The following is a 26,030-nucleotide window of genomic DNA, read 5'->3' on the forward strand; positions in this document are numbered from 1 at the left end:
CAATTCCTGCCAAATTGAAAAAAACCACGCTTTTATTTCCAAAGAATGAAATCCTGCCCAACATTCGACAACATGTGACACTGTGCGTTCCGAACAAATGTTTCTTGTCTTTACAGTATACCGCATGACTTGAAAAAGAAAAAGACAATCCTATTCGTAAACGAACAGGAATTGCCTTTATCAGCTTGCTTTTTTATCACTTTTGTAAATGTCGATACCTGCTTCCTGCAGCATCCATTCTATGTGTACACCATAACCGGATGTCGGATCGTTAACGAATACGTGTGTAACAGCACCAATAAGTTTACCATCTTGAATGATTGGACTTCCACTCATCCCTTGGACGATTCCTCCTGTTTTAGAAAGCAGCCGCTTGTCTGTCACCTTGATGATCATACCTTTTGTTGCGGGATGGTCCTGCGGTACGCTATTGACGATTTCCACATCAAATTCTTCAATTTTTTCGCCATCCACTACTGTTCGAATGACTGCTGGTCCTTTTTTAACGTCCTCGCTTAAAGCAATTGGAAGTGCTTTTGCTTCTTCATTTTGACGCATATCACTTTCCAGTTTTCCAAAAATACCAAATGGGCTATTTTTCGTGATAGTTCCGATATAATTGCGGTTCATGCTGAATTCAGCGAGTTTTTCCCCTGGTTTGCCATTGTTTCCTTTTTGAATGCTTGTAACATTAGATCTGACGATTGTACCGTCATGAATCTCAATAGGCTTTTGTGTATCCATATCCGATATAACATGGCCTAATGCACCATAGTTCTTTGATGCCGGATCATAAAAGGTCATCGTACCGATACCAGCTGCTGAATCACGGATATAGAGGCCCATTCGGTACTGCTTATCCTTGTCGTCCAGTGCAGGATTGAGTTCAGCAGTCAAAACTTGGCTGCCGCGTTTTACTTCAATGCTGACAGGCTTACCCGCTTTACCAGCTTTTTCGATCAGTGGAGCAACTTCTTCCATCCTGTGGATTTCTTTTTCATCGATTTTCAAAAGAATATCCCCAGTATAGATAGCTGCATCTTCTCCAGGAGATACACTTGTTTCGGCAGTTCTTACTTGGTGATGACCGACAACAAGTACACCTAATGTATGAAGTTTGACTCCAACTGAATGTCCTCCAGGAACAATGCGGATATCTGACAATACGTCAACAGATACCTTTTTGACAGGTATACTGCCTACCGTATAAACAAGGTCTTGTTTGCCTGTTGACTGCCCCTGAAAAGCCTCTTGGTCAATAGCTTCTACAGCCTCTCCGTCCCCAAAGGCCGGGAGAGCGTCAGAAAGATCGTTATTTGAAAACAAAGTCAATGTTTTGGGTATGCTCAAAAAGGACTGTACTGGTTTTGTCAATGGTGCGGCTAATAATACAGCCAGCAGACAAAGACCAATGGCGATGCGCAGTGCTGCTACCTTATTCTTCATTTTCTCATCTCCTAGAAGTCCTACCCCACAGCAGTTCATGCTTGTTTATGTACTTCTAGTTTGACTTTCACAGAGGCTTTTTAAACCCAGAAAACATCAGAAAAAGCACCTATCTTTTCCTTTATTTAAAACGAAAAAGATCCTGCCATATATGGCAGGATCATGAATGTTTGTATTGTCCAGCAAGTGTTATCAGTTCTCTTGCATGTTCTTTGGTCTTTTCCGTGAGAACTGTCCCAGTCATCATTCTGCTGATTTCTTCGACAGCAGTGTCCTGACCAAGTTCTGTTACTGACGTATGCGTACTGTTGTTTTCAACATGTTTTTCGATTAATAAATGCGTATCCGCCATGGAGGCAACCTGTGGTAGATGGGTAATACACAATACCTGCGACCCGACAGAGATACCATATATCTTCTCTCCTATCGCCTGGGCAACACGGCCGCTGACACCTGTATCCACTTCATCAAAAATGACACTCGTCACACCTTGATGCCTTGAGAAAATTCGTTTCAGAGCTAGCATGATACGAGATAATTCCCCTCCTGAGGCGACTTTGTGCAGTTCCTTCAAAGGCTCTCCCGGGTTGGTAGAAATATGGAATGTAATCGCGTCAAAACCATCTGTCGTCAACTGGACAGGTTTACCATTCAATTCTGGATCACCAGAATTCCCATTCTTTAACTGTACGTCAACATGGAAACGAGCTTTCTCTAAATAAAGATCCTTCAGCTCATCATGGATCGCGTCTGTCAACTGGACAGCTGCTTGAACACGCAGGTCATGAAGCTGCTTTGCTTCAAGCATTGCGTCCTCACCAAGATCCGCAATCTGCTGCTCCAGCTGATGAATGTGTGAGTCGCGATTTTGAATCTGATCGATTTGATCTTCAATACTTGCTGCATATTCTAAAATTTCTTCGACCGATTGGCCGTACTTCTTTTTCAATCTGCTTATTTCATTCAAGCGCATTTCAATTTCATTCAAGCGTTCTGGATTATAAGAAAGTGAATCAAGCTGGCTGCTTAGCTGGAATGTGAGATCCTCCATCAGATAATATTGTTCACTGATCATCTGATGGTGCTTCTGTATATCATCATCATAGGAACTAGCCGATTCAAGACTAGCTAAAGCATGCCCTACCCAGTCCAGGCCTTTCTGCTCACCGTAAAGTGCGTTATAAGCATCATGAAGCGATTGATATATTCGTTCATAATTCATCAGCTTTGTGCGCTCTTCTGTAAGTTGTTCGTCTTCACCAGGCTGAAGCTCCGCTTCTTTCAATTCGTTGTATTGAAATTTAAGTAAATCAAGACGCTGGGCCATTTCCTGTTCATTCGTATTCCATTCTTTGTAGCGCTTTTTCAATTTTTGAAGTTCTTTGAATTGAAGCGCATAGGTCTCCTTTGCTTTGCCGATTGCTTCTGCATCGTACAAATCCAAGAGCTCTATATGCTTATCTGCATCCATTAAAGATTGGGTTTCGTGCTGCGTATGAATATCGATCAATGATTTGCCGAATTCACGTAATATAGCCAAAGTCACCAGTTTGCCATTTACACGACAAATACTTTTCCCGCTTGTCGTCATGGTACGCTCCATAACAACCATTCCATCATCAATATCTACACCAAATTGAGCACCTACAGTATAAATAGGGTGATCAGGTGAGTCAATGATAAACAGGCCTTCCAGCTCTGCTTTTTTCTGACCGTGGCGGATGAATTCAACCGACCCTCTTCCGCCGCTAAGCAGCTGGACTGCATCAATGACAATAGACTTACCTGCTCCTGTTTCTCCAGTCAGCACAGTAAGCCCTTCTTTAAAATGTATCCTTATTTGGTCAATAATCGCAAAATCCTTAATCGAAAGTTCTGTAAGCATGGTATCCCCTCATTTCACTTCCGTTTACAGCATGGCCAGCAGTTTGTCTTTCACAAATTCTGTATCAGCTTCCGTACGGCAAATGATCAGAATCGTGTCATCCCCGCTAATCGTACCGAGAATTTCATCCCAATCCAGGTTATCTAAAAGAACAGCAAGCGCGTTCCCGTTACCAGGAAGTGTTTTGAGTACAATAAAATGACTTGTCGTATCAATACTCACAAAAGCATCCATGATAAGCCGCTTCAGTTTTTCAAGCGGATTGAACCGATTGTCTGCAGGTAAACTGTATTTGTAAGCTCCCTCAAAGGTCGGAACTTTGACAAGGTGCAATTCCTTAATATCACGGGAAACGGTAGCCTGTGTCACATTGAATCCTAAATCTTTCAGATGATCTACTAGCTCGTCCTGTGTTTCAATATCGTTGTTTGTGATCAGCTCGCGAATTTTGATATGTCGTTGAATTTTACTCATTGTCTTCCTCCATCGCTTTCTCCGACACGGCTTTTTTCGCAGTTAATTGCTTATGCGCATCGTCGACGACTGATTGAATCGCTTCTGCATCAGGGAAATCAGCTGCAGTATCTTTATCCCAAGCTAAGTGAGCCAAGAATTCGATATTGCCGTCTCCTCCAGTAATTGGCGAAAAAGTCAGTCCTTCATACTGAAAACCAAGCGATTCACTGAATTTCAGTGTATCCTCCAGAACTTCAAAATGCACTTTACGATCACGTACGATTCCTTTTCTGCCTACTTGCTCACGTCCTGCTTCGAATTGCGGTTTTATGAGCGCGACAACATCACTGCCTGGCGCTAATATCTCTTTCAATGCAGGCAAAATCAATCGCAAGGAAATGAAAGATACATCTATCGATGCAAAATTCGGCAGTCCCTTTGTTAGCATATCAGGTGTGACGTAACGGAAATTCGTTCTTTCCATAACAACAACACGCGGATCATTCCGAAGCTTCCAGTCGAGCTGATTATAACCGACGTCAATTGCGTAACTGCGAGCTGCACCACGCTGCAAAGCACAATCAGTAAAGCCTCCAGTAGAAGAACCGATGTCAACCATTGTCCGGTCTTTAACATCGATTTCAAAATAATCCAAAGCTTTTTCCAGTTTCAGTCCGCCACGTCCTACATAAGGAATGACTTTGCCTTTCACAGTAAGGTCAGCTGTATCGTCAACCTTCATACCAGGTTTATCTAGACGATCATTGCCGGAATATACGAGTCCAGCCATGATTGTCCGCTTTGCTTTTTCTCTTGTTTCAATAAGTCCCCTATCAACGAGGAGAACATCTAATCTCACTTTTGCCATTCACTCAAGCCCTTTGCTCTTCATTCATTCTTAGTATTTTACGGAGGCTGTCGATTGTATTTTCCTTGGTTAATCCAACTTCCTCCATTTGTTCCGGTACACTTCCGTGTTCAACAAAGTAGTCAGGTATACCCATTCGTTTGACAGAAGACGCATTGTAGCCATTCTCCTCAGCGAATTCCATCACACCACTGCCGAAACCGCCTTTTAGCGCAGCTTCTTCAATCGTCAGGATCGGTAAATCGGAAGCGAAAATTTCATGCAGCATCGCTTCGTCCATCGGTTTGATGAAACGAGCATTCACAACACGAACAGAAATACCGTCCGCAGCGAGTGACTCACTTGCATCCATTGCCAGCGGAATCGTTGTCCCAAATGTTAGGATAACAGCATCCGTTCCTTCTTTTAGCACTTCCCAGCTTCCGATTGGTAATGCATACGTTTTATCATCTACAGGAACACCGAGAGCGTTTCCACGTGGATAACGCAGAGCAATCGGGCCATCTTCATGTGCCAAAGCTGTATGAACCATGTGCTGTGCTTCATTTTCATCCTTTGGCATCATTATGGTGAAATTCGGCATTGCTCTGAGGAAGGATATATCGTATACACCTTGATGCGTCTCTCCATCAGCTCCAACAAAACCTGCGCGGTCAATTCCGACAAAGACATTGAGATTTTGTCTTGCAATGTCATGAAGCAGTTGATCGTAAGCTCGCTGCAGGAAAGTGGAATAAATGGCTAGGAAAGGTTTTACACCTTGTGTTGCCATACCAGCTGCCATCGTTGTGGCATGCTGTTCAGCTATTCCAACATCAAAAAGACGATCAGGCATTTCTTTTTTGAAGTTTTCCAGTTTGGAACCGAGAATCATTGCTGGAGTAATGACTGCAATCCGTTTATCCGTACGCGCTTTCTCAAGAACAGCTTCACTGATCACCTTACTCCAAGCAGGTGCAGTAGCGGAACTTTTAATCTTTTCACCGGATTCAATCTTATATGGTCCGACTCCATGCCAATTGTCTGTTTTGTCACTTTCAGCAGGTTGATACCCTTTTCCTTTTTGGGTAACAACATGAATGATTTTAGGTCCTTTGGTCTTTTTAGCGTAATTTATTGCTTCTTCAAGGTCTTGGAAGTTATGGCCGTCAACAGGTCCGAAATAGGTGAACCCTAGTTCTTCGAAGAACATGCCAGGAACCATGAAATACTTCATGCTATCTTTCATTCTTTCTGCAGCGGTAGCAAGCTTCCCGCCAACAGCAGGAATCTTTTTAAGCAGTGTTTCCATTTCATCCTTCGCACGCTTGTACTTACCTGCACTGCGCATTCTTCCTAAAACGTGATGCAGCGCACCAACATTATTTGCAATAGACATTTCATTATCATTAAGGATGACGGTGATGTTCTTTTTCTCATCGCCGATATTATTCAGCGCTTCCAATGCCATTCCGCCAGTGAGGGCACCATCTCCAATAATCGGCACGACCTCATAATTCTCGCCCATCATATCTCTTGCTGACGCCATTCCCATCGCAGCAGAAAGGGATGTAGAGCTATGTCCTGTTTCCCATACATCGTGCTCACTCTCAATCCGTTTCGGGAAACCGCACATGCCTTTATATTGGCGTAATGTTTCAAAGTCAGCGGTTCTGCCGGTCAATATCTTGTGAATGTATGCTTGATGCCCTACATCCCAGATAAATTTATCCTGCGGACTATTGAATGCTTTATGCAGTGCTAGCGAGAGTTCCACGACACCAAGATTCGCACCAAGATGTCCTCCTGTGACGGACAGCTTTTCAATCAGAAATGTTCGGATGGAAGCTGCAAGTTCACTTAGCTCCTCATTCGACATCTCCTTCAAGAATGCCGGATTCTTAATTGCTGTTAAATCCATATAACCTTCCCCTTTTGTCACCGGCCTGATCAGCCTGACAGCATAGTATGAATAGGTACATTTCTGCGCCGGACGAAGAAATCAATCCTGTAAGTTTATACCCTGTTTCTATCTCTCCAACATCAATTTCAGACAATTTCTGCACTTCGGCCGTGCAGGAGCCTATTTAAAAATAGCCGCTAGCACATATGTGATAACGGCGTTTTCTATGTTCGTACGTATCAGTTCTGTCCTATATTCCTAGTAGCAATATATCACAGTTGGCTATGAGCTTACAATCAATAACAGTCAGCTCGTCCTTCTGCTCAAATAAACGGTAAGCTCATGCAATCTGGAATCCTTGATTTCCGCTTGTTCCAAACACTGATGCGCCAGGTTGACGTATTTGTCCATTTGCGCCTTCGCTCCGTCAAGTCCAAGCAGCTTAGGATACGTGCTTTTCTTGTTTTCTTCGTCACTGCCGACTGGTTTTCCAAGGACAGATGCGTCCCCTGTTACATCCAGGATGTCATCCTGCACCTGAAAAATAAGACCAATATAGGTGCCGAATTGTTTCATCAGATCCAGCGTTTCCGGTTTCACTCCGGCTAAGTAGGCACCGGCAACAATTGCATATGTTAATAACTTACCCGTTTTTAGATTATGTATTTGCTCTAATTGATCCAACGTGCTTTCTTTATCTTCTGCTTCCATATCCAAAGTTTGTCCAGCAATCATGCCAGTTGGACCAGCAGCTTCAGACAAATAAGACATCAGGTATACCTTTTCCTCAGGCTGAATTCCTACGGCTTGCCCGATGACAGAAAAACTTCTTGTAAGGAGTGCATCACCTGCAAGAATCGCTGTTGCTTCCCCAAATTTCTTATGGTTTGTCAGCTGTCCGCGGCGATAATCGTCATCATCCATCGCAGGCAGATCATCATGAATCAAAGAGTAGGTGTGCACCATTTCGAGCGCCGCTGCGACTGGAAGGACTTTATCTCCACGTCCGCCGAATGATTCAAATGCTGCCCGCATGAGAATTGGACGCAGCCGCTTGCCTCCAGCTCGCATGCTATATAAAACAGATTCAGCTAAAGAGTTTGGAAGGATGTTGTCATGTTCAAGCAAATTCATCATGTACTCGTTTAGCTGCTGCTGTTCTGCTTTCAAATAATCCTGCAACGATTCACTCACTTATTCTTCCTCCTGTACAGTGAATGGCTCGGTTTCGCCGGCATTATTCACGATTTCCACCATTTGCTTCTCGACTTGCTCGAGCTTATCGCCACAGATTTTGGAAAGCTTCATACCTTCTTGATAATAACCGATCGCCTGCTCAAGCGGAACATCTCCTTGCTCCAGCTTGCTCACAATCTCCTCCAACTGCTGCATTGCTTCTTCAAAGGTCTGTTTTTTCTCCTCAGCCATTTGTATCCTCCTTCACTTCCTTGACGATACAATCTATCGTGCCATCCTCCAGATGAATTTGCACATCATCGCCTTTAGTAACCTGATCCACGCTCTTTAGAAGGGTATCTTGTTTGTACGAGATACTATATCCTCGCTTCATCGTTTCCAATGGATTCAATAAAGAAAGCTTATTGATTTGATGAAGAAACTTTTGCTGTTCACTTTGATGCCTTTTTTCCATCGCTTGCTTTAATCTAGCTTGCAGGGCAGTCAGCTGCTGATCATAGCTCTGAGCCTGTTTACCAGGATGAACAAGCGAAAGACGATTAACCAATGTGGTAAATTGCTGTTGCCTTGCCGACACAGCGGTCGTACCCGCTCTGCTTAGTCGATCGGAAAGCTTGTCCAGTTCTATTTCTTTCTGCCTGAGAAGCTGCTCAGGATAGCGAAATGCATAGGAACCTCGAAGTTTTGACAATCGGTTCGCTTCTTGACTGTAGCCTTGACGGACAACATAATGCATCCTGTTAGACAGCTGCACTAAACGATGAAGCAGTTCTTCACGGGCTGGAACTGCCAATTCAGCTGCACCGGTCGGAGTAGCTGCTCTGACATCGGCAACGAAATCACTGATAGTGAAGTCCGTTTCATGGCCAACCGCGGAAATAATCGGGATACTTACTCGGTGAATAGCTCGTGCGACTATTTCCTCGTTGAAGCTCCAAAGCTCTTCAATTGAGCCGCCTCCCCTTCCGATGATCAGCACATCGAAATCATGTTCTTCCGCATAGGAGAGAGCCTGTACAAGCGACGGAGCTGATCTATCACCTTGGACAGATACAGGCAGAACCGTCACTTTAACAATCGGATACCGTCTTTTGATTGTCGTCAAAATATCCCTTACAGCAGCACCCGTCGGGGATGTTATGACTCCAATATGCTCCGGATATTCCGGGAGTGGTTTCTTGTGGGCAGCGGAAAATAACCCTTCTCTTTCCAGCTTCTCTTTTAGCTGTTCATAAGCTTGATACAGCGCTCCCACTCCATCCGGCTCCATATGCTGAATATAAAGCTGATATTGGCCCTGTGGCTCATATAAGCCTATTTCTCCGCGGATCAGAACGGTCATCCCGTTTTCAGGAACAAATTTCATTCCTTTGTTTTGACTTGCAAACATGACAGACTGTATCCGCGCTCCGTCATCTTTCAAAGTCATATACATATGACCGCGACTGTGATGCTTGAAGTTTGATATTTCAGCTCTTAGCCAAATATCCTTCAAATGCTTGTCCGTTTCCAGCTTCCGCTTCATATAGCGGGTCAAGGCAGTCACGGTCAAATAACGGTCATCACTCATACTTTTCCTGCTCCTTACACTACCGCTGCTGCTTGGCGTCTAGCTGCTTTAATTGTGTTAAGCATCAGCATTGTAATTGTCATTGGACCTACACCGCCCGGCACTGGTGTTATAATAGAGGCAACTTCCTTCGCATGTTCGAAATCGACATCTCCTGTCAGCTTGCCTGCTGCATTCCTGTTCACACCCACATCAATGACGATAGCACCTTCTTTGATATCCTCAGCTTTGATCATATGCTCACGTCCAACCGCCACAACAAGGATATCTGCTTGTTTTGTAAAGCTTCTAAGATCCGGAGTGCGTGAATGCGTATGGATAACAGTTGCATGCTCATTTAAAAGCAATTGCCCGATCGGTTTGCCTACAATATTGCTTCGTCCGACGATGACAGCAGTTTTACCTGCAATCTCAACATCCTTCGACTTCAGCATTTGAATGATTCCGTACGGTGTACATGGATAGTATGTATCTTCTCCAAGCATCATTTTCCCAACATTAGCAGGGTGGAAGCCATCTACATCTTTTTCTGGATCAATGCTGTCAATGACAGCTTGTTCGTCGATATGTGCCGGAAGAGGCAACTGGACTAGAATGCCGTTCACATTTGTATCCAAGTTCAATCGCTGAATAAGGTCCAACAGCTCTGTCTGTGTCGTCGAGCTTGGAAGTTCTATCAGATCAGAACTGATACCAATTTCAGCTGAGGCTTTTTCTTTTCCTTTTACATAAGATTTGGAGGCAGGATCGTCTCCTACTATTACAACGGTCAGATGAGGCAGAATATCTTGTTCTTTCAGTGCTGCTGCTTCTTGTTTCAGTTCTTCCCGAATCGTTGCTGCAAGTTCTTTTCCGTAGATTAATTCTGCTGTCATGCTCATCCGCTCCCTTATTTTTTAATTATTCTTGATAGTACGCCGTTAACGAATTTGCCCGATTTTTCATCTCCGAATAGATTTGAAATCTCAATTGCTTCGTTGATGACTACACCTTGTGGTACATCTGAATGATAGAGAAGCTCATATACAGCGATACGCAATGCTGTCTTCTCTACACTCGCAAGCCGGTCGAATGACCAATTCTCTAAATGCTCGGCAATTTTTGCATCGATTGCAGTTTTATGCTCTATTACGCCATTAATAAGACTGGCCAAAAAAGCATTCTGCAACGGCTCTCCTAATACATTTTCCACAGCCTCTTCTGGCTGAATATCGTTCATGTCCATCTGGAAGAGGACTTGGAAGGCAGTTTCCCGTGCCGTACGTCGTTTCATATTCTATCTCCTTTTAACTCATCTCATCAAATCATAACATGATATATAGGCTTAAATCTATCTTTGAACAAAAGAAAAGACCTCAGGGCCGAACCAGCCAAGGTCTTTTCCAACGAAAACAGTCTACTCGACAGTGTCCGCTTTTTGATCGAGTTGTATACCTACTATATGGACATTGATCTCTTTGGTCGCAAGTGCCGTCATCGTCTGCAGCGCCTGACGGATATGCTGCTGAATGTCTTTGGCTACCTCAGGCATCCTGCAATCGGCACTAACCGTGATAAAGACGTCGATTGCAACTCCTTGTTCTGTCAGTTCAACCTTGACACCTTTACCATGTGCCTTCTTGCCGAGCTTCTCTGCCACACCAGTGGCAAATCCGCCCCGCATTGCCATAACACCCTTCACTTCGCTTGCTGCAATTCCGGCAATGACCTCAACTACAGCAGGTGAAAGCATGACATTGCCAAGTGCTCCCTTATGACCGATCGATACGAAAGATTGCTCTTGCAAAGATCTCACACCCTTTAGGTTATTTACTCCATGATTGTGTAGTTTTCAAGGAAGTTCGTGTTGAAATCCCCTTCTACGAATACGGGATGCTCCATCATACGAGAATGGAATGGAATCGTCGTATGCACACCTTCGACAGCAAATTCACCCAAAGCACGCTTCATGCGGGCGATTGCTTCTTCACGTGTTTTACCGAACGTGATCAGCTTCGCTACCATACTGTCATAGAATGGCGGAATAGAATAGCCCTGATAAGCTGCTCCGTCCACACGTACACCGAAACCGCCAGGTGCAAGGTATAAATCAATCTTACCTGGTGAAGGCATGAAGTTTTTGAACGGATTCTCTGCGTTGATACGGCACTCGATAGCCCATCCGTTAAATGTTATATCTTCCTGCGCGTAACGCAATGGCTCGTTATTGGCAATGTGAATCTGTTCCTTGATAAGATCCACACCTGTCACAAGCTCCGTAACTGGATGTTCTACTTGAATACGTGTATTCATTTCCATGAAATAGAATGTATGATCTTTTCGGTCAAAAATGAATTCGATTGTACCAGCACCGGAATAATCAACCGCTAACGCGGCTTTCACAGCCGCTGCACCCATTTTCTCACGGATTTCCGGTGAAACAGCTGGTGAAGGAGATTCTTCGATTAGCTTTTGCATACGGCGCTGTACAGTACAATCACGTTCTCCAAGATGAATAGCATTGCCATGGTTATCCGCAAGCACCTGAATTTCCACATGTCGGAAATCCTCTATGTACTTCTCTAAGTAGACACCAGGGTTGCCGAAAGCTGTTGCTGCTTCCTGCTGTGTTACACTGATTCCTTTTACAAGCTCTTCTTCCGTACGGGCGATTCGGATACCTTTACCGCCGCCACCTGCTGTTGCTTTGATGATGACAGGATAGCCAATCTCTTCCGCAACTTGTTTGCCTTCTTCTGCGTCTGCTACGATGCCATTTGAACCAGGTACTACTGGAACACCAGCTTCACGCATCGTTTCACGCGCAACGTCTTTTGTTCCCATCTTATTGATGGCATACGCACTAGGACCGACGAACGTGATGTTACATTCTGCACACAGCTCTGCAAAATCAGGATTCTCTGCTAAGAATCCATATCCAGGATGGATGGCATCGACACCTGTCAGCGTCGCTACACTAATGATATTCGAGAAATTTAAATAACTATCTTTACTTGCCGCCGGACCAACACAATATGCTTCATCCGCCAGCTGTACATGTAATGCTTCTCTATCTGCTTCCGAATAGATTGCGACCGTCTCAATATCCAGCTCATTACAGGCACGGATAATCCGGACAGCAATCTCTCCTCGGTTGGCAATCAATAATTTCTTAATCACAACGAGTCAACCCCTTAGTTAGCCTTCACTCTGAACAGAGGTTGTCCATACTCAACAAGCTCTCCGTTTTCCACTAGTATCTCGACGATTTCACCAGTTACATCTGCAGTGATTTCGTTGAATAGTTTCATCGCTTCCACGATACATACTACTGTGTCTTTCTCCACCCGTTCACCGACGCTAATGAAATCATCAGAATCTGGATTTGGTTTGCTGTAGAAAGTACCGACCATCAATGATGTAATTTCGTAATCATAATTCTTTGCAGCTGCTTCTGGAGCTTGCGCTGCCGGCTCAGGCTGTGCAGCTGATACCGGAGCCTGCGGAGCACTCACGGCCGGCTGAACTGGCGCTGGTGCTGCTGCTACTTGTACAACTTCTTTGTTTTTGCGAAGAGAGACTTTTTCCCCTTCTGTTTCATAATCGAATTCATCTATTGAAGATTGGTCAATTAAGGTAATAAGTTCTTTCAATTCTTCTAATTTAAGCATATTGGCACTCCTTTACAATGGTCCTGCAAAATGGTTCCTACAGATTTAATCACTAACATATTTTACGCAAACGTTAAAAAAATCGCAACACCTAACGATTAACCTGAAGCATCAGCTGGTTGAGCTATGCTGCTTTTTTTCGCTCTGCAGTGCAGAATAGAAGCCTTTTTGCTCTATCAATTCATGATGGCTTCCTTGTTCTTTTATTTCGCCATCCTGCAGTACAAATATCTTATCTGCCTGTTCTATCGTATTGAGACGATGCGCCACTACAATACTTGTACGACCCTCCATCAATGCTTTCATTGCTTGCTGGATCCTAAGTTCAGTAATTGTATCAATGCTGGATGTAGCTTCGTCCAGCAATAGGATATCCGGATCCTTTAATAAAGCTTTGGCAATGGACAGCAGCTGACGCTGTCCATGACTAAGACCACCGCCATCCTGTCCGACTATCGTTTCATATCCATCAGGCAGCCTGGTGATGAAACGGTGAGCATTGGCCGCTTTGGCGGCTTCTATCACTTGGTCATCTGTAGCATCTAATTTACCATAGCGGATATTCTCCAGGATTGTGCCTTTGAACAGAAAATCCTGCTGTAACACAACACCGATTCCATTACGATAGCTGTTTAAGTCGAGCTCAGATAGTGGCATATCATCGATTGTAACTTGGCCATTATCAGGCTGATAGAAACCTGCAATCAGATTCATGATTGTTGTTTTCCCAGATCCTGTCGGGCCGACAAAAGCAGCCATTTGTCCTGATTGAACAGAAAAACTGATATCCTTCAGAGCCGGTTCTCCTTCATAAGTGAATGTGACATTTTCGAAGTGTATGTCTCCTCGAAGTTTTGATATTGTTTGTTTCGCCGTCTCTTGGTGTTCTTCCTGCTCGTCCAGAATCCCAAAAACTCGCTCTGCTCCAGCAAGCGCTGAGAACAAGGAGTTAAATTGGTTTGCCAAGTCATTCAGCGGACGCGTGAATTGTCTTGAGTATTCCAAGAAGATGACAATCGTACCCACAGTTATACCCGCACAGCCATACCCGATTAAGAGAGCTCCAACGCCGGCAATTACCGCAAAACTGATGTTATTCAGCATGTTCATCCACTTTGGAATGAAACCGGAAAACGTTTGAGCCCAGAAACCTGCATGCTGCAGCTCCTCTGTTTTGCTACGGAAGGTACCGATAACTTTGCTTTCTTGGGCATATGCTTTAATGACTGCTTGGCCGGATATGCTTTCTTCTGCATAACCGTTCACTTTGCTGACAGCTTGCTGCTGTGTTCTGAAAGCATGCCGGGTACGGTTGGTGATCCATTTGATGCCGATGAACATGATCGGCACAACGAGCAGTGTAATGATTGTAAGTATCGGGCTAAGAATGACCATGACAGCCAGTATGCCGATAAAGGTGATGATGCTGGAAACAATCTGAACCATTGACGTATTGAGCGTAGTTGAGATATTATCCACATCATTCGTCATCCGGCTCATTAGCTCTCCATGCTGCCGTTTATCGAAGAAAGCAAGCTTCAATTTCTGAAGATGGACAAATAAATCCTTCCTAATTGAATACACTGCAGTTTGCGAGATGGTAATCATCCAATATCCTTGCAGAAAGGTCATAACAGCAACAACTGAATAAATTAGCAGCAGCCAGCTTAATTGCTGTAGAAGATATCCAGCCGTATACTCCCCACTTACAAACCGGTCAACGATATGCCCAAGAATGACAGGACCAACCAACGCTAGTATAGAGCTTACAATAATCATACCGAGCGTACTGAAAAGAAGTCGTCTTTCGCGAAGCATGTAATGCCAAATTCTAAGTAGCGTGCCTTTAGGATTTTCTACTTTTGCTTTCTGTTTACGAGCACTTGCCGTATATGCCGGCCGTTTATAACGGAACGCTTCGGATAACTTTTTCATGATGTCGCCTCCCTCTGCGCTTGAGAAGCCTGAATCGCGCGGAACAGCTCTGATTGCTCCAGAAGCTCATCTGCTGTACCATATGCAGTTCGTTTTCCTTCTTCTACGATTAAAATCCGGTCACATTGCATCGCCGTACTAAGCTTCTGTGTGACAAGCACCGTCGTACATTCATACCGCTTGAGCGCCTCCAATAGTTTGCGTTCTGTCTGCAAATCTAGCGCACTTGTACTATCATCTAAGAGCAGAAGTGAAGGCTTTAACAGCAATGCTCTTGCAATCGTCAGCCGCTGTTTTTGTCCTCCTGAAAGATTGATCCCATTTTGACCAAGTCTTGTATCAAGCTTTTCTGGCAATTTGCTAATCGTGTCATAAATTTGCGCATCTTTTGCAGCACGAACAATCGCTTCTTCACTTGCATCAGGTATTCCCCAGGCGATATTCTCACGGATTGTACCGGAAAACAACTGCACATCCTGGGATACAAATCCGACTTCTCGGCGAAAAGACTTACTGTCCAGGTTAGGTAATGGCGTATCATCGGCCAATACTTGACCTTTGTCAGGTTCATATAAGCCAATCATAAGATGTAATAAAGTTGACTTACCAGACCCTGTTTCCCCTAATATGGCAACACGTTCTCCGGATTTGATTTCCAGCGTAAAATCTTCAATGACCGGTACTTTGCCATTTGGGTATCGGTAGGTTACCTGCTCCAGATCTATTTTTCCGCGGAAAGTTTCTGATGTTGTCTCACCATCATCTGCAGGAGGGTCTAGCTCCAGAATATCAGCAATTCTAGTACTGGATGCTTTCGCTCGCGCATAAAACGTGATCAGCATGCCGACAACACTCAATGCACCCGTAATCCTTGTTGCATAGTTAACGATTGCGACTATATCTCCGACATTCGTCTGCTGCTGCATTCCACCAATATATAAAATTGCCAGAATAGCGATATTCATCACCAAGGTGAGCAGAGGCACAGACAATTCCGTATAACGAAATGCTTTCAGCATATTTTGACGAAGCTCATTGCTGGTCTGCTCAAAGCGCTTCTGTTCGTGCTGCTCTCGAACGAATATTCTGATAAGCCGGAGTCCGACAAGGTTCTCTCGCATCACATGGTTGACTTTATCGACACTGCGCTGCACAGTTCCGAAATAACGGATGCTCCTTTTCATGATAAAACGAAGAAAAATCAGCAGTATGGGAATGACGATCAATAAGATAAGTGCAATACGTGCATTCACTACAAAAGCCATGACGGTTCCGCCGATAATCAGGAAAGGAGCCCTAATCATGAATCGAAAGAACATGACAAGTGTCAACTGAATTTGGTTTACATCATTAGTCAGTCTGGTTAAGAGTGTGCTCGTGCCAAAGCGCTGGATATCTTGAAGCTCTGCCTTTTGAACCTTTTCATACATCTGATCACGCAGCTCTTTTCCAACACTCTGACCAAGATGGTCGGCAAAGAAAATATTGATGATTCCAGCTCCAAAACCGACGATTGCAATGGCCACCATTCCAAGACCAAGCTCAATTACAAGTTCATTATTGCCGGCAGCAATTCCATCATCAATGAGCTTTTGTAAGAGAAATGGCTGCACAAGTTCGACGGAAAGCTCCATCATGATAAAGATCAATGAAGTTACGATTATGAGCCAATAAGGTTTAAGATAACTAAATACTGTCTTCACTGCTTACGCCTTCTCCCTGCTTATGTATAGCCTGCTGCTAATCATACCCTAGCATACCACCACTTCAAACAAAATCGTACTAAACACCCTCCCATAGAAAAAGGACTGGAAAATAACTGGATTACCAGATTCAATGTGTGAATCGCCGCTCCGGAAATACACTACACTTTCTGCGTATTTCCGGAGCTAGTTAGTCTTTACGAACTTCTCTTTCATACAGGAGACGCAAACAGCACTGGCAGAATGAGAAGACTCCTTGAAAAATACAAATCTATTTTTAAATGCGATGATATGCTTGCAAAGCCATTTTGGTTCTGTGGGAACAGCACGAGTCCGTGCTTACCGAAAGCGAAGTATTCTGTCGGAGCAGGATTCGTATTAATTAAAATACAAAAATCCGAACCTAAGCAAATTCACTAAGGAATTTGCATCGTTCGGATTTTTGTTTAGCCAAAACACTTTTGTCCCAGCCTCTCACTTCTTATTTCTGTGGAATATATTTTACATCCACGTTGGCACCGGTGAATTCATCTGCAGCCATCTGCATAATGCTGTTAGCTTCTTGAGCTGTCATTTTATCCGCTTTAACGGTAATCTGCACATGTCCATCTTCTGCTCGGACAAGCACTTCCTCATAGTTCTTCTCTGCGATGATTGATTCTTCCAGGATGGACTCTTTTGACGCGAATTGCTCCATTAGTTCGATTTGGCTGACTGCATCATTCTTTTCTTCTGTGCTTGTAGAGGAGTTGGCAACGATTTCTTCAAGTCTGGTTTTTGCTTCACTTCGTTGATCCATCGTTTGCATCCGAATGCTGGCAAATAGTTCATCGACATTAGCTGGTTCAGTCGTTACATCTGCTTCTCCTTCTTCTTTAGACTCAGTTTCTCCGGAGTCACCAGCAGTTGTGCTTGTCCCATTTTCATCCGCTTTGTCATTTATAAAAGCCAGTTCGTCTCCGTTCGGAGAGGTCATATAATAGACACTCAATACGATTAGCAAGCTCAGCATCGTCAATAGCCATACTGTTTGTTTTTTCAACATCATAATTCCCCCTTAATTTTTCGGCATAACCGAAATTCGATGTGTCGGTACATCTAGCACGCGTGAAACTGCCTGTACAACCCATTCCTGAACTGTCGCTTGTTCTGCTCCTTTTGCAACAACAAGCACCCCTCTCACTTCTGGCTTTCTTGTTTCGACCAGCAGCGGTACTTCTTGATCTCCTTGTCTGACAAGCACTACCTGCTGTTCCTCATTTTCATCTTCCACTACCCGTTCGCCGCCGTTTTGGTCGGTTTCTTCAGATGTTTGCTGGCCGATGATCAGATTCTTTTCATAGATTTTCTGGTGGGTGCTGTTCAGATTGACCATTACTTCCACCTCGGAAACACCTTTGATTTTTTCCAGAAGGCCAACCAGGTCTTGCTCATATGCTGCTTCCAAGTCTGTAGTGGAAGAAGAAGCGTCGTTTTCTTTCTTGGCGAAAGTCTCTTCTGTTTCTGCTGCTGTTGAATTTTGAGTCTGCTGGGTGCTTTGTCTATCCGGCTCTTTCTGTTCCGTGAATAAGCCGCTGACAAGTAAAAGTAAGGCACCAAGCAGTCCGACAATGACCAAATAACCAAGCTTTGTCGGTTTCTTATTCTGAGAATCTTTCAGCTTCCACTGTTCGGTAAGCTTGTCTAGTAATTTTTTCATTCTGTCCCCCCTTTTTGGGTGACCTCAAGCGGCAGATCCTCAAGCTCCCAGATTTCGGCCAGATAGGATTTCACTCTCTCCATATCCTCGGTCTGTTCATTTGCTGCGATTGGACGGGAACTGTCGATGACGACGTCGCTGATTTCTCCTTCCGGTAATTCCTGGTCGGTACTCTGCACCTTAACTTGGATGGAATCGATTGCTTCGGTCGTTTCCTCATCCTCTCCCTCCTTAAAGGCCACTGCGATGTCAGTAATCTGCATGTGAAATTTCTCTTGCAGCGTTGGATTTGCTTGGTCCTTCAATTGGACAGCCATCTGTTCCTCAATATATGCGCGCTGTATGGAATCTATTTCACTTTTCTTCTCTTCTATTGAATTTTCTATCGAAGGCGCATCTGTAAGGGCAGCAAAGCCTTCCATTGCTTCTTGCACTGCTCTCGTTGAATCGACCTGGAATAATGCGAATACAGGCTTAAGGAACAACAAAAGCAGCATAAGCCCCATGACCAGCTTGACGTATTTGCGGATATCGGTGTCAGGCAAAACCATATCGAGTACAAAAGCGAGTAAGATGAACAGAATGATCTGCATCACCCATGATTGCAAAGCTTCCAAGTGATCAGCTCCTATCTCAGCATTAATGTAACGTTGCTCGAAGCGACAATGATCACAATAGCTATGAAGAACATGAACGCAACAACGAGCAAACAAGCAAAAATATAAAGGATATATTTACTCATCACTTGCATCGATTTGATGATCGGACCATCACCTAGCGGCTGCAGCAAGGCTGCGGCAATTTTGTAGATCAGTGCGATGGCAAGAATCTTTATTGCAGGGAATAAGGAGATTGCTAAGACGATCAGTACCCCGACAATTCCGATTGCATTCTTCAGAAGAAGCGAAGCACTAAGTACAGTATCAGTGGCATCGGTGAACATCCGGCCAATGACGGGTATGAAGTTTCCTGTAACGAATTTGGCTGTCTTCATCGCTACACCATCCTGGACAGCTGTAACGGCGCCCTGGACGGAGATGACACCAAGAAAGACAGAAAAGAAAATTCCTAACAGCCATAGCCCTATATTTTTCAATAAATCAGCAAGCTGGGTAACCGGGTATTCTTTGTTGATTGTACTGACTAGATGCAAGAGAGCGCTCATGAGGAATAACGGGATAATTATCTTAGCGATCAATAGACCGCTGGCATGGATAAGGAAAACGATTATCGGATGAAAGAAAGCAACAGCAGACAAACTTCCAAATGAAGCCATCAATCCGAGCAACAGCGGAATCAAAGCCAGCATAAAATCACTCATACCATTGATAGCTTCCATTGCATAATTCACTGACAAACGGAAACTATTCAAAAGAAGTGTCAGAAGAACCATACATACGATCAGATAAGCAACTTTGCTGATTGAGCCTTTATTGAATGCGGTTTGGATCGTTTGGAGGATGCTGCTGAAAAGCGTTAAAAGAATCAAAATACCAAGCAGCTTTCCATTTAAAAGCAGCTCATACAGCAGATATTCAAAAAGCCCTTTCAGCCACGATTGGATGGAAATGTCTCCTTGCTGTTTGATAAAATCAACAAAAGAGCCTTTCTCCAGTTCCGGGATAAATTGGCCGTACTTATCAGATAAAAGCTCCCAATACTCAGTGAGTTCTTCTGTCGGAAGGCTATCGAATGCTGTGACCGCAACTTCCTGTTCTTCCACTGGATCTGTCTCACCATAAGCAGCTGATGGAACCGCAAGTACACCAAACAAAGCAAAAAGAATTACCAAGCAGCGTTTCAACGTATCCAGCTCCTTATCCGCCCGGCATGAAACTCATGATTGTCTCGATGACCGCTGTCAGAATCGGTATGGCCACCGTTATGATAATGATCTTTCCGGCAAGCTCTATTTTTGCAGCAATTGCTGACAATCCGGCGTCTCGTGTTAAATGCGCACCAAATTCCGTGATATAAGCAATGCCGATGATTTTCAAAATCGTCTTGATATAAAGACCTTCTACATTTGCCCGTTCACCCAGCTGCTCAATCAAAAGCAGGATGCCTGTAATCTTTTGCAAGATGAACAGGAAAATAATGATACCTGTCACTACTACTACGAAAAATGCAATGGATGAATTTTGTTCTTTTACAATCAAGGCAAGCAAACTTGCTACAATGCCAATGGATACGATTATAATAATATCCATCTTAATCGCCTCATCCCTGGAATAAGAACACCGACTTGATCTGCTGGAACAATTCCGATAATTTGCCCAAGACGATGAGCAGTACGAGTATGAATCCCATCAGTGTTGTAAATTGTGCAATCTCTTCCTTACCCATTTGCTTCAATACAGTATGAATGATTGCAACAATCATCCCGATACCTGCGATTTGAAATAGAATCATTGCTTCTCCGAGCATAGCGGACTCCTTTCCTACCTCGTTCAGATAAGCAGTAGTACGATAAGCAAACCTGTCAGGAATCCGAGGTTTCGGATCATTTTCCCATAGCGCTGGTTGGCTTCTTCTGATTCCTCCAGCTCCCGTTCCAGGTGGGTTCTGGCCAGCTGGATATGCTTTTGCTGCTGTTCAAAATCATGCTGACCAAGAGTACGGCCGAATTGCAGCCAAACATCCTTCTCAGAAGGTTTTAGCGCTGTTGTGCCTATCCAAGATTCTGTCGTCTCTTCCCAGCAGTCATACAAATCCACCGGGTGCAGCAGCAGCTTATCTGATAGAGATCGAAAAAAGGCAGCTGCCGGCTGTGGAATTTGCTTGGCCAGATTATCGCTTGTTTCAATAATGCTTGTCTGACTATAAAGGATTTCTGCCTCCATCACTTGCAGACTGCTGATCAGCTGCCGGATTTGCTTCGGGCGTTGCTGCAGTCTGCGGGATAAATCGAAACCTACCCAAGTTGCGGCGATAAGCACAAGTATCGCTCCTACCCACTTCATGCGTTTGCACCTGCTGGGCTGGCTGTTTCCAACACTGCTTGTACTACGCCAGGGGACATCCCCTTCTTCAAAATGACGATACGTTCAAACACTTCTTGTTCAAATAGGGGCCTTAAGGAAGGACGATGACGAATGGAATCTAAGCTGTCTCCATGAACACTGCAAACGATCTTTACACCTGCATGCAAGGCTTCCAACAGCGCCTGGACATCACGTTCGCTTCCAATCTCGTCAGCCACTATCACATCAGGAGACATCGATCGAATCAGCATCATCAATCCTTCTGCTTTTGGACAGGCATCCATGATATCTGTCCTTTTTCCAAGATCATGTTGCGGAATGCCATTGATGCTGCCTCCAATTTCAGAGCGTTCGTCAACGACTGCTGTCTTCATCGCTTTATATTGCTGCCAGCCTGTGGATAGAGAACGAACAATATCCCGAAGAATGGTCGTTTTACCGGACTTCGGCGGTCCTATGATAAGCGTGTGGTGACAAGTGCCGTCAGGCTTGTACAAGGAAGACATAATTCTACTCGCTGCTCCTGGTCTGGCCTTCGCAATTCTTATATTGAAGGAGGATATATGCTTGAGAGCCTTGACGACACCGCCCTCTGTATTAACTTGTCCGCTCAAACCGACTCGATGGCCTCCTGCAATGGTGATATAGCCTTCTCGTAATTCATTTTCAAGTGCATATAAAGAAAAATCACTCAATTGATTCAGCATAAACCGAGCATCCGCAGCCTCCATTAGCGATGCTTCTATCCATTCGGTTCTGTCATCGAAGCAGAGCTCAAGTTGCTGGTTCGTCCGACAGCGAATTTCCTGCAGCTTATCCCATCGTCCTCCTACTTTTTCTGACAATAGTGCTTGTAAAGGCGGTCGAAACAATTTCTGGATTTCCTTCATTCTTGCTCACCTCTAACTTCGATTGGACATGTTGTCCATACTGTAATGTATGTGCCTCGGGTTTGTTTATGCACAAAAAAAGAGCCTCTTCCCATATGGGGAAGAGGCTCTTTAGATAGCTTATGCGCGGGAAACGTATTTCCCGTCAGAAGTGTTTATAAGCAATACATCACCTTCATTAATGAAGAATGGTACTTGCACACTCAAGCCAGTTTCAACGATAGCAGGTTTCGTACCGCCGCTAGCAGTGTCACCTTTGATGCCTGGCTCTGTTTCTACTACTTTCAATTCTACGTTATTCGGAAGATCCACACCGAGTGTCTCGCCCCCGAAAGTCATAACGCTGATTTCCATGTTTTCTTTTAGGAATTTCAGTTCATATTCGATCTGTGCTGTCTGAAGCTCTAGTTGATCGTATGTGTCTGTGTCCATAAACGTATGTGTTTCACCTGAAGCATAAAGATATTGCATCTTTTTATGTTCAATATGTGCACGAGAAACTTTCTCACCGGCACGGAATGTTTTTTCCTGGATGTTACCGTTACGTAAATTACGCAGCTTAGAACGTACGAATGCCGCACCTTTACCAGGTTTTACGTGCTGGAAATCGATAACCTGCCAAAGGCCATTATCTACTTCAATTGTTAGGCCCGTACGAAAATCGTTTACTGAAATCATTGTTTTCCTCCTTCGAAAACGGCTGTTACAAAGTAATTAAATCTTTAGTGGAGAACGTCAGGCGTTCACTGCCATCAGCTGTCAGCACAAGATCATCCTCAATTCGGCATCCGCCTACTTCCGGTATGTAGATCCCCGGCTCTACTGTAACAACCATTCCCGGCTTCAATACCGTATCGGAGCGGAAGGATAGAGCCGGTGATTCGTGTACATCCATACCAAGACCATGTCCGGTAGAATGTCCGAAGTATTGGCCATAGCCTTTTTCATTGATATAGTCTCGTGTCAGTGCATCGGCTTCCTTACCAGTAATACCCGGTTTGACGCCTGCTACTCCTCGAAGATTCGCCTCTAGTACTATATCATAAATCTCACGTAATTTGTCACTTATCTCCCCTACTGCGAAAGTTCGGGTGATATCCGAGCAATATCCATTGTAAAGGGCACCATAATCAAGTGTGACCAATTCACCCTTCTGAATCTCCTTATCAGAAGCTACACCGTGCGGTAATGCGGAACGGTAACCAGAAGCGACGATGGTATCGAAGCTAGACTGTGTCGCACCCTGCTTGCGCATAAAGAACTCAAGCTCATTGGATACTTCGATTTCCTTCATGCCTGGCTTCACGAAAGTAAGGATATGTGTGTATGCTGCATCAGCAATCTCGGCAGCGGTCTTCATGATAGCAAGCTCCGCCTCTGATTTAATCAGACGCAGCTCCTCAATCAGGCCCGATGCTGGGATAAGGTCTGCGTGTACAGCATTCTGGAACTGTTGGTACAGTGCGAAAGTAACATCCTCATGCTCGAATCCAGCTTGCTGAGCACCTTCTTTAAGAAGCTGTGCAGCCGCTTCCTGGATGATGGACTGTTTGTGCTCGATGATTTCAAAATCAGGTGCTTGTTCTGTTGCTTGCTCTATATAACGGAAATCAGTAATGAATAACTGCTTAGATTTAGTAATGATAAGCAATCCAGCACTTCCTGTAAAACCTGATATGTATCGGCGATTCTGAGCACTCGTTACGATGAATGCGTCCAATTTTTTCTTTTCCATTAAAGCACGTAATTTCTCTATTTTCTCCATCTGTTTCTTCCTCTCCCTTTATTTCTCCAGCAGTGCTAAAGCTGCATATCGGTAGCCTTTAATCCCCAGACCAACGACCTGCCCCTTACATACGGATGCCAGCATCGAATGATGACGAAATTCCTCCCGGGTATGGATATTGGATATATGTACTTCCAGAACCGGAATCGGGACACTGGCAATTGCATCCCTGATTGCGATGCTAGTATGCGTATAAGCGGCAGCATTCAGGATGATACCGCTGCATGTACGGCCAGCCTCTTGTATCTTATCCACCATTGCACCTTCATGATTTGACTGAAAGTCATCCAGTTCATATCCGAAGCTATCTGTCACTTTCTTAACTTCAGCTACCACATCGGCCAGCGTATGACTTCCGTAAATACCGGGCTCTCTCGTTCCGAGCAAGTTTAAATTTGGTCCATTGATCAACATTAAGCGATTCACGTTCTTCATCCTTTGGTTACATTATTTTAACTTTCACATAGTGTAACATAAGACGAAGCCTTTGTGATTGAAAATTCGAAATGCTTAATTATCCTGGTATGCTTCGCTTTGTTGGTATTCAAAGTTTATGCTGTATCCGATAAATACAGCATAAAGCAAATACAAGCACATTGTCGTGATATTTGCATTCCGATCTGCTTGGAAAGCACTATCTACTCCATGGATAACCGGGGCCAGCACTAATTGGACAAGGACCCAGAGCACAGCACCGAAGATCAGGCTGGGCAGCATGCCTTGCTGTTTCTTCAAGAATAGGAAATACAGGTAAGCGATTAAAATGGATAGAATCCCGACTAGGAATATGCTAATTAGCTCTGCCACCCATGTCTGTGCCCAAGGCATCCAAACCCAGGAACGGAGGACGAAATCCGCCACAGACAAATCGGTGAAATGAAAGAAGTACGCTACCCATGCGAGAGCTGACCAAAGCACGCCGCCGACGAATCCGGTCACAACGGCACTTCTATTAAAACGTGATGCAGTTTTCCGATTTTGCTGCATAAAACTCACCTCAATACGTAGCATGCCTTGATTATACGATTTTAATCACAGATCCCATCTAGTGTTATCTGTATTTTTTTAGTAAAATAGAAGGAAATCGAAACGAGGCTGGTGAAATAATGTCAGATAAACAAACCAATACCTATGGCGGGCAAGCCGTCATTGAAGGTGTCATGTTTGCGGGAAAAAACAGCTTCGTTACAGCCGTTCGCAGAAATGACGAGAGCATTGACTACTTAACCGTCGAACGCCAAGACAATCCGAAACTATCCAAGCTGAAAAAGATACCTATACTGCGAGGGATCGCAGCGATTATACACGCCAGCGCTAATGGTACAAAGCATCTAAATTTTTCCTCAGAACGTTATGGGGTCAATCCGGAGGACGATGCTCAGATTGTTCCAGAAGAGAAGAAATCAAAGCTGGCGATGATTATCGGTATCGGTGCTGTTGGAGTACTATCCTTCATTTTCGGAAAATTGATTTTTACACTAACTCCTGCACTTGTCGCCGATTTCTTCGACAAGTGGCTTCCTTCCAGATTCGAACAGGTTGCACTGGAAGGTTTCCTGAAGCTTATTTTGCTTCTCGCATATGTTTATCTTGTTTCCCTTACACCATTGATCAAGCGGGTATTCCAATATCACGGTGCTGAACATAAGGTCATCAACTGTTACGAAAACGGCCTGCCGCTTACGGTAGAGAATGTCCAGAAACAATCTCGTCTTCATTATCGATGCGGATCGAGCTTTATGCTGTTTACTGTCATAGTCGGCGTGATCGTGTATATGTTCGTTGCAACAGATCCGCTATGGTGGCGTATGGTAAACCGTATCCTGCTCCTGCCGATTGTCATCGGGCTTTCTTTTGAGGTACTTCAGCTGACGAACAAGGTTCGTGATATCCCTGTTCTTCGCTTCCTCGGCTATCCAGGTCTTTGGCTCCAGCTAGTTACAACAAAAGAGCCCAAGGATGATCAAGTGGAAGTTGCACTGGCTTCTTTCAAAAAAGTGCTAGAAAATGATTCTGTACAGGTGAATAGTGGTATAAAGATAGTAAGATAAAGAAACCATGTCACCATCAAGGCATGGA

28 protein-coding genes are annotated in these 26,030 nt (G+C 44.2%); 1 reads left to right on the forward strand and 27 read right to left on the reverse strand.

Annotation, left to right across the window (positions count from 1 at the left end):
• Positions 1-180: 180 nt before the first annotated feature.
• From spoIVB to CHH48_RS04080, 27 genes are all read right to left on the reverse strand, one after another.
• The gene (spoIVB, locus tag CHH48_RS03950; RefSeq protein ID WP_095218008.1) at positions 181-1,446 is read right to left on the reverse strand and encodes a SpoIVB peptidase; all 1,266 of its coding nucleotides are present in this window, start codon (positions 1,444-1,446) and stop codon (positions 181-183) included.
• 160 nt (positions 1,447-1,606) lie between these two features.
• Positions 1,607-3,331, reverse strand: coding sequence for a DNA repair protein RecN (gene recN / locus CHH48_RS03955; RefSeq protein WP_095218009.1), 1,725 nt, complete (start codon positions 3,329-3,331; stop codon positions 1,607-1,609).
• A gap of 24 nt (positions 3,332-3,355) precedes the next feature.
• On the reverse strand, positions 3,356-3,805 hold the full coding sequence (gene ahrC, locus CHH48_RS03960; RefSeq protein ID WP_038561172.1) for a transcriptional regulator AhrC/ArgR: 450 nt from the start codon (positions 3,803-3,805) through the stop codon (positions 3,356-3,358).
• Positions 3,798-4,655, reverse strand: a complete 858-nt coding sequence (locus CHH48_RS03965) for a TlyA family RNA methyltransferase (RefSeq protein WP_095267091.1) — start codon at positions 4,653-4,655, stop codon at positions 3,798-3,800. The genes ahrC and CHH48_RS03965 overlap by 8 nt, the downstream gene beginning before the upstream one ends.
• Positions 4,656-4,659: 4 nt before the next feature.
• Positions 4,660-6,555, reverse strand: coding sequence for a 1-deoxy-D-xylulose-5-phosphate synthase (dxs, locus tag CHH48_RS03970; protein WP_095218011.1), 1,896 nt, complete (start codon positions 6,553-6,555; stop codon positions 4,660-4,662).
• Positions 6,556-6,843: 288 nt separating this feature from the next.
• Entirely contained in the window at positions 6,844-7,731 is an 888-nt protein-coding gene (locus CHH48_RS03975; RefSeq protein ID WP_176466361.1) for a polyprenyl synthetase family protein, read from the reverse strand.
• On the reverse strand, positions 7,732-7,965 hold the full coding sequence (locus CHH48_RS03980; protein WP_095218012.1) for an exodeoxyribonuclease VII small subunit: 234 nt from the start codon (positions 7,963-7,965) through the stop codon (positions 7,732-7,734).
• Positions 7,958-9,304 carry an exodeoxyribonuclease VII large subunit gene (gene xseA / locus CHH48_RS03985; protein ID WP_095218013.1) on the reverse strand — a complete coding sequence of 449 codons (1,347 nt, stop codon included), beginning with the start codon at positions 9,302-9,304 and terminating at the stop codon, positions 7,958-7,960. Before xseA ends, CHH48_RS03980 begins: the two co-directional genes overlap by 8 nt.
• 14 nt (positions 9,305-9,318) lie before the next feature.
• On the reverse strand, positions 9,319-10,179 hold the full coding sequence (gene folD / locus CHH48_RS03990; RefSeq protein ID WP_095218014.1) for a bifunctional methylenetetrahydrofolate dehydrogenase/methenyltetrahydrofolate cyclohydrolase FolD: 861 nt from the start codon (positions 10,177-10,179) through the stop codon (positions 9,319-9,321).
• Between the two features lie 14 nt (positions 10,180-10,193).
• Positions 10,194-10,577: a transcription antitermination factor NusB gene (gene nusB, locus CHH48_RS03995; RefSeq protein WP_095218015.1), complete on the reverse strand. Its 384-nt coding sequence runs from the start codon at positions 10,575-10,577 to the stop codon at positions 10,194-10,196.
• A gap of 123 nt (positions 10,578-10,700) precedes the next feature.
• Entirely contained in the window at positions 10,701-11,090 is a 390-nt protein-coding gene (locus CHH48_RS04000; RefSeq protein ID WP_175072971.1) for an Asp23/Gls24 family envelope stress response protein, read from the reverse strand.
• 23 nt (positions 11,091-11,113) lie between these two features.
• The gene (gene accC / locus CHH48_RS04005) at positions 11,114-12,463 is read right to left on the reverse strand and encodes an acetyl-CoA carboxylase biotin carboxylase subunit (protein WP_095218016.1); all 1,350 of its coding nucleotides are present in this window, start codon (positions 12,461-12,463) and stop codon (positions 11,114-11,116) included.
• A gap of 14 nt (positions 12,464-12,477) precedes the next feature.
• On the reverse strand, positions 12,478-12,954 hold the full coding sequence (gene accB, locus CHH48_RS04010) for an acetyl-CoA carboxylase biotin carboxyl carrier protein (protein WP_095218017.1): 477 nt from the start codon (positions 12,952-12,954) through the stop codon (positions 12,478-12,480).
• 111 nt (positions 12,955-13,065) lie between these two features.
• On the reverse strand, positions 13,066-14,892 hold the full coding sequence (locus CHH48_RS04015) for an ABC transporter ATP-binding protein (protein ID WP_095218018.1): 1,827 nt from the start codon (positions 14,890-14,892) through the stop codon (positions 13,066-13,068).
• On the reverse strand, positions 14,886-16,592 hold the full coding sequence (locus CHH48_RS04020) for an ABC transporter ATP-binding protein (RefSeq protein WP_095218019.1): 1,707 nt from the start codon (positions 16,590-16,592) through the stop codon (positions 14,886-14,888). The genes CHH48_RS04015 and CHH48_RS04020 overlap by 7 nt, the downstream gene beginning before the upstream one ends.
• 481 nt (positions 16,593-17,073) lie before the next feature.
• On the reverse strand, positions 17,074-17,637 hold the full coding sequence (locus CHH48_RS04025) for a SpoIIIAH-like family protein (RefSeq protein WP_095218020.1): 564 nt from the start codon (positions 17,635-17,637) through the stop codon (positions 17,074-17,076).
• Between the two features lie 12 nt (positions 17,638-17,649).
• A complete protein-coding gene (gene spoIIIAG / locus CHH48_RS04030) occupies positions 17,650-18,291 on the reverse strand; it encodes a stage III sporulation protein AG (RefSeq protein WP_095218021.1) in 642 nt (213 codons plus the stop codon).
• Positions 18,288-18,908: a stage III sporulation protein AF gene (gene spoIIIAF, locus CHH48_RS04035; RefSeq protein ID WP_095218022.1), complete on the reverse strand. Its 621-nt coding sequence runs from the start codon at positions 18,906-18,908 to the stop codon at positions 18,288-18,290. The genes spoIIIAG and spoIIIAF overlap by 4 nt, the downstream gene beginning before the upstream one ends.
• 11 nt (positions 18,909-18,919) lie before the next feature.
• Positions 18,920-20,095, reverse strand: a complete 1,176-nt coding sequence (gene spoIIIAE / locus CHH48_RS04040) for a stage III sporulation protein AE (protein ID WP_095218023.1) — start codon at positions 20,093-20,095, stop codon at positions 18,920-18,922.
• A gap of 13 nt (positions 20,096-20,108) precedes the next feature.
• Complete coding sequence (gene spoIIIAD / locus CHH48_RS04045) at positions 20,109-20,507, reverse strand: stage III sporulation protein AD (protein WP_245609722.1); 399 nt, start codon at positions 20,505-20,507, stop codon at positions 20,109-20,111.
• Between the two features lie 4 nt (positions 20,508-20,511).
• Positions 20,512-20,718: a stage III sporulation protein AC gene (spoIIIAC, locus tag CHH48_RS04050; RefSeq protein WP_038561221.1), complete on the reverse strand. Its 207-nt coding sequence runs from the start codon at positions 20,716-20,718 to the stop codon at positions 20,512-20,514.
• A 23-nt stretch (positions 20,719-20,741) separates the two neighbouring features.
• Positions 20,742-21,254 (reverse strand): stage III sporulation protein SpoIIIAB, encoded by a 513-nt coding sequence (spoIIIAB, locus tag CHH48_RS04055; protein WP_095218024.1) that lies wholly within the window; start codon positions 21,252-21,254, stop codon positions 20,742-20,744.
• On the reverse strand, positions 21,251-22,165 hold the full coding sequence (gene spoIIIAA / locus CHH48_RS04060; RefSeq protein ID WP_095218025.1) for a stage III sporulation protein AA: 915 nt from the start codon (positions 22,163-22,165) through the stop codon (positions 21,251-21,253). Before spoIIIAA ends, spoIIIAB begins: the two co-directional genes overlap by 4 nt.
• Before the next feature lie 120 nt (positions 22,166-22,285).
• On the reverse strand, positions 22,286-22,843 hold the full coding sequence (gene efp / locus CHH48_RS04065) for an elongation factor P (RefSeq protein WP_095218026.1): 558 nt from the start codon (positions 22,841-22,843) through the stop codon (positions 22,286-22,288).
• 25 nt (positions 22,844-22,868) lie between these two features.
• Positions 22,869-23,930, reverse strand: coding sequence for a M24 family metallopeptidase (locus tag CHH48_RS04070; protein ID WP_095218027.1), 1,062 nt, complete (start codon positions 23,928-23,930; stop codon positions 22,869-22,871).
• Between the two features lie 18 nt (positions 23,931-23,948).
• Positions 23,949-24,377 carry a type II 3-dehydroquinate dehydratase gene (gene aroQ / locus CHH48_RS04075; RefSeq protein ID WP_095218028.1) on the reverse strand — a complete coding sequence of 143 codons (429 nt, stop codon included), beginning with the start codon at positions 24,375-24,377 and terminating at the stop codon, positions 23,949-23,951.
• A gap of 84 nt (positions 24,378-24,461) precedes the next feature.
• A complete protein-coding gene (locus CHH48_RS04080) occupies positions 24,462-24,938 on the reverse strand; it encodes a YqhR family membrane protein (RefSeq protein ID WP_175072965.1) in 477 nt (158 codons plus the stop codon).
• A gap of 119 nt (positions 24,939-25,057) precedes the next feature.
• On the opposite strand from CHH48_RS04080, the gene CHH48_RS04085 reads away from it, so the two are divergent.
• Complete coding sequence (locus CHH48_RS04085; protein ID WP_095218030.1) at positions 25,058-26,002, forward strand: DUF1385 domain-containing protein; 945 nt, start codon at positions 25,058-25,060, stop codon at positions 26,000-26,002.
• The last annotated feature ends 28 nt before the right edge of the window (positions 26,003-26,030 follow it).

The sequence above is a fragment of the Terribacillus saccharophilus genome (assembly GCF_002272075.1).
GTDB classification, from domain to species: Bacteria; Bacillota; Bacilli; order Bacillales; family Amphibacillaceae; genus Terribacillus; species Terribacillus saccharophilus_A.

Excerpts from the sequence above, each read along its gene's own strand:
- spoIIIAC (WP_038561221.1), bottom strand. The coding sequence starts at position 20,718 with ATGCTCGGAGAAGCAATGATTCTATTTCAAATCGCAGGTATCGGGATG.
- recN (WP_095218009.1), bottom strand. The coding sequence starts at position 3,331 with ATGCTTACAGAACTTTCGATTAAGGATTTTGCGATTATTGACCAAATA.
- dxs (WP_095218011.1), bottom strand. The coding sequence starts at position 6,555 with ATGGATTTAACAGCAATTAAGAATCCGGCATTCTTGAAGGAGATGTCG.
- spoIVB (WP_095218008.1), bottom strand. The coding sequence starts at position 1,446 with ATGAAGAATAAGGTAGCAGCACTGCGCATCGCCATTGGTCTTTGTCTG.
- accB (WP_095218017.1), bottom strand. The coding sequence starts at position 12,954 with ATGCTTAAATTAGAAGAATTGAAAGAACTTATTACCTTAATTGACCAA.
- CHH48_RS03965 (WP_095267091.1), bottom strand. The coding sequence starts at position 4,655 with ATGGCAAAAGTGAGATTAGATGTTCTCCTCGTTGATAGGGGACTTATT.
- CHH48_RS03980 (WP_095218012.1), bottom strand. The coding sequence starts at position 7,965 with ATGGCTGAGGAGAAAAAACAGACCTTTGAAGAAGCAATGCAGCAGTTG.
- xseA (WP_095218013.1), bottom strand. The coding sequence starts at position 9,304 with ATGAGTGATGACCGTTATTTGACCGTGACTGCCTTGACCCGCTATATG.
- spoIIIAA (WP_095218025.1), bottom strand. The coding sequence starts at position 22,165 with ATGAAGGAAATCCAGAAATTGTTTCGACCGCCTTTACAAGCACTATTG.
- ahrC (WP_038561172.1), bottom strand. The coding sequence starts at position 3,805 with ATGAGTAAAATTCAACGACATATCAAAATTCGCGAGCTGATCACAAAC.
- CHH48_RS04085 (WP_095218030.1), top strand. The coding sequence starts at position 25,058 with ATGTCAGATAAACAAACCAATACCTATGGCGGGCAAGCCGTCATTGAA.
- spoIIIAB (WP_095218024.1), bottom strand. The coding sequence starts at position 21,254 with ATGAAGTGGGTAGGAGCGATACTTGTGCTTATCGCCGCAACTTGGGTA.
- CHH48_RS04025 (WP_095218020.1), bottom strand. The coding sequence starts at position 17,637 with ATGTTGAAAAAACAAACAGTATGGCTATTGACGATGCTGAGCTTGCTA.
- efp (WP_095218026.1), bottom strand. The coding sequence starts at position 22,843 with ATGATTTCAGTAAACGATTTTCGTACGGGCCTAACAATTGAAGTAGAT.
- CHH48_RS04080 (WP_175072965.1), bottom strand. The coding sequence starts at position 24,938 with ATGCAGCAAAATCGGAAAACTGCATCACGTTTTAATAGAAGTGCCGTT.
- spoIIIAG (WP_095218021.1), bottom strand. The coding sequence starts at position 18,291 with ATGAAAAAATTACTAGACAAGCTTACCGAACAGTGGAAGCTGAAAGAT.
- nusB (WP_095218015.1), bottom strand. The coding sequence starts at position 10,577 with ATGAAACGACGTACGGCACGGGAAACTGCCTTCCAAGTCCTCTTCCAG.
- CHH48_RS04070 (WP_095218027.1), bottom strand. The coding sequence starts at position 23,930 with ATGGAGAAAATAGAGAAATTACGTGCTTTAATGGAAAAGAAAAAATTG.
- folD (WP_095218014.1), bottom strand. The coding sequence starts at position 10,179 with ATGACAGCAGAATTAATCTACGGAAAAGAACTTGCAGCAACGATTCGG.